Source organism: Arthrobacter sp. NPDC080082, assembly GCF_040686595.1.
GTDB lineage: Bacteria > Actinomycetota > Actinomycetes > Actinomycetales > Micrococcaceae > Arthrobacter.
The window spans coordinates 1,558-4,737 of sequence record NZ_JBFBKQ010000010.1; the positions used below are offsets into that span (position 1 = coordinate 1,558).

At 55.4% G+C, this 3,180-nt stretch carries 1 rRNA gene; it reads left to right on the plus strand.

Features of this window, described 5'->3' with window-relative positions:
- Nucleotides 1-68 precede the first annotated feature (68 nt).
- A 23S ribosomal RNA gene (locus tag AB0O44_RS16150) occupies nucleotides 69-3,180 on the plus strand; the annotation flags it as partial.

A 3,180-nucleotide genomic window follows, 5' to 3' on the forward strand; every position in this document is an offset into this window, starting at 1 on the left:
GTTGGGTGGTGTTGTTGTGGTGTGGTTGGTTTCTGTGGTTCTCTCGAAATTACTCCTTGATCTTTTGTGGTCAAGTTTTTAAGAGCACACGGTGGATGCCTTGGCATTAGGAGCCGAAGAAGGACGTAGGAATCTGCGATAAGCCTGGGGGAGTCGATAACCGGACTGTGATCCCAGGGTGTCCGAATGGGGAAACCCCGCCAGGGGCGCGAGTTGCCTGGTGACCCGCATCTGAACACATAGGGTGCGTGGAGGGAACGCGGGGAAGTGAAACATCTCAGTACCCGCAGGAAGAGAAAACAATAGTGATTCCGTTAGTAGTGGCGAGCGAACGCGGATCAGGCTAAACCGTTCCATGTGTGATAGCCGGCGGGCGTTGCATGGTCGGGGTTGTGGGACTTTCCGTTCTGTCTCTGCCGGGACAGTGGGGTGAGAGCGTGGGCATAGGTGAACGGTCTTGAAAGGCCGGCCAGAGAGGGTGTGAGCCCCGTAACCGAAATGTTTGCACGCCGCCTGGAGAGTATCCCAAGTAGCACGGGGCCCGAGAAATCCCGTGCGAATCTGTCAGGACCACCTGATAAGCCTAAATACTCCCTAATGACCGATAGCGGACCAGTACCGTGAGGGAAAGGTGAAAAGTACCCCGGGAGGGGAGTGAAACAGTACCTGAAACCGTGTGCTTACAATCCGTCGGAGCAGCCTTGTAGTTGTGACGGCGTGCCTTTTGAAGAATGAGCCTGCGAGTTAGTGTTACGTCGCGAGGTTAACCCGTGTGGGGAAGCCGTAGCGAAAGCGAGTCTGAATAGGGCGTTGCAGTGGCGTGATCTAGACCCGAAGCGAAGTGATCTACCCATGGCCAGGTTGAAGCGACGGTAAGACGTCGTGGAGGACCGAACCCACTTCAGTTGAAAATGGAGGGGATGAGCTGTGGGTAGGGGTGAAAGGCCAATCAAACTTCGTGATAGCTGGTTCTCCCCGAAATGCATTTAGGTGCAGCGTTGCGTGTTTCTTATCGGAGGTAGAGCTACTGGATGGCTAATGGGCCCTACAAGGTTACTGACGTCAGCCAAACTCCGAATGCCGGTAAGTGAGAGCGCAGCAGTGAGACTGTGGGGGATAAGCTTCATAGTCGAGAGGGAAACAGCCCAGACCACCAACTAAGGCCCCTAAGCGTGTGCTAAGTGGGAAAGGATGTGGAGTTGCGAAGACAACCAGGAGGTTGGCTTAGAAGCAGCCATCCTTAAAAGAGTGCGTAATAGCTCACTGGTCAAGTGATTCCGCGCCGACAATGTAGCGGGGCTCAAGTACACCGCCGAAGTTGTGGCATTCAGATTTTTGCTAAGCCCTTGTGGTTCAGGCGTCTGGATGGGTAGGGGAGCGTCGTGTGGGCAGTGAAGTCGCGGTGTAAACCAGCGGTGGAGCCTACACGAGTGAGAATGCAGGCATGAGTAGCGAAAGACGGGTGAGAAACCCGTCCGCCGAATGATCAAGGGTTCCAGGGTCAAGCTAATCTGCCCTGGGTAAGTCGGGACCTAAGGCGAGGCCGACAGGCGTAGTCGATGGACAACGGGTTGATATTCCCGTACCGGCGAAAAACCGCCCATGTTGAACAGGGGATACTAACCGCCCGAGACCTGCCCGACACCCCTTGTGGGTGAAGGGTTTTGGTGGAGCGCGGGACCGAAACCTGGGAGGCAAGCGTATTAACAGGTGTGACGCAGGAAGGTAGCCGGGCCGGGCGATGGTTGCCCCGGTCTAAGGATGTAGGGCGAACGGTAGGCAAATCCGCTGTTCATGATGCCTGAGACCCGATGGGACCCCCGTATGGGGGGATCCGGTGATCCTATGCTGCCGAGAAAAGCATCGACGCGAGGTTTTAGCCGCCCGTACCCCAAACCGACACAGGTGATCAGGTAGAGAATACTAAGGCGATCGAGAGAATTATGGTTAAGGAACTCGGCAAAATGCCCCCGTAACTTCGGGAGAAGGGGGGCCCCTATCGTGATGGACACTAGCTGTCCGGAGCGTGGCGGGGCCGCAGAGACCAGGGGGAAGCGACTGTTTACTAAAAACACAGGTCCGTGCGAAGTCGCAAGACGATGTATACGGACTGACTCCTGCCCGGTGCTGGAAGGTTAAGAGGACCGGTTAGCCGCAAGGCGAAGCTGAGAATTTAAGCCCCAGTAAACGGCGGTGGTAACTATAACCATCCTAAGGTAGCGAAATTCCTTGTCGGGTAAGTTCCGACCTGCACGAATGGAGTAACGACTTCCCCGCTGTCTCAACCATAAACTCGGCGAAATTGCAGTACGAGTAAAGATGCTCGTTACGCGCAGCAGGACGGAAAGACCCCGAGACCTTTACTATAGTTTGGTATTGGTGTTCGGAGTGGCTTGTGTAGGATAGGTGGGAGACGTTGAAGCCCGGACGCCAGTTCGGGTGGAGTCATCGTTGAAATACCACTCTGGTCACTTTGGACATCTAACTTCGGCCCGTAATCCGGGTCAGGGACAGTGCCTGATGGGTAGTTTAACTGGGGCGGTTGCCTCCTAAAAAGTAACGGAGGCGCCCAAAGGTTCCCTCAGCCTGGTTGGCAATCAGGTGTCGAGTGTAAGTGCACAAGGGAGCTTGACTGTGAGAGAGACATCTCGAGCAGGGACGAAAGTCGGGACTAGTGATCCGGCGGTACATTGTGGAATGGCCGTCGCTCAACGGATAAAAGGTACCTCGGGGATAACAGGCTGATCTTGCCCAAGAGTCCATATCGACGGCATGGTTTGGCACCTCGATGTCGGCTCGTCGCATCCTGGGGCTGGAGTAGGTCCCAAGGGTTGGGCTGTTCGCCCATTAAAGCGGTACGCGAGCTGGGTTTAGAACGTCGTGAGACAGTTCGGTCCCTATCCGCTGCGCGCGCAGGAAATTTGAGAAGGGCTGTCCTTAGTACGAGAGGACCGGGACGGACGAACCTCTGGTGTGTCAGTTGTACTGCCAAGTGCACCGCTGATTAGCTACGTTCGGATGGGATAACCGCTGAAAGCATCTAAGCGGGAAGCTCGCTTCAAGATGAGATTTCCATACACCTTGTGTGTGAGAGGCCCCCAGCCAGACCACTGGGTTGATAGGCCGGATGTGGAAGCGAGGACTAAAGACTCGTGAAGCTGACCGGTACTAATAGGCCGA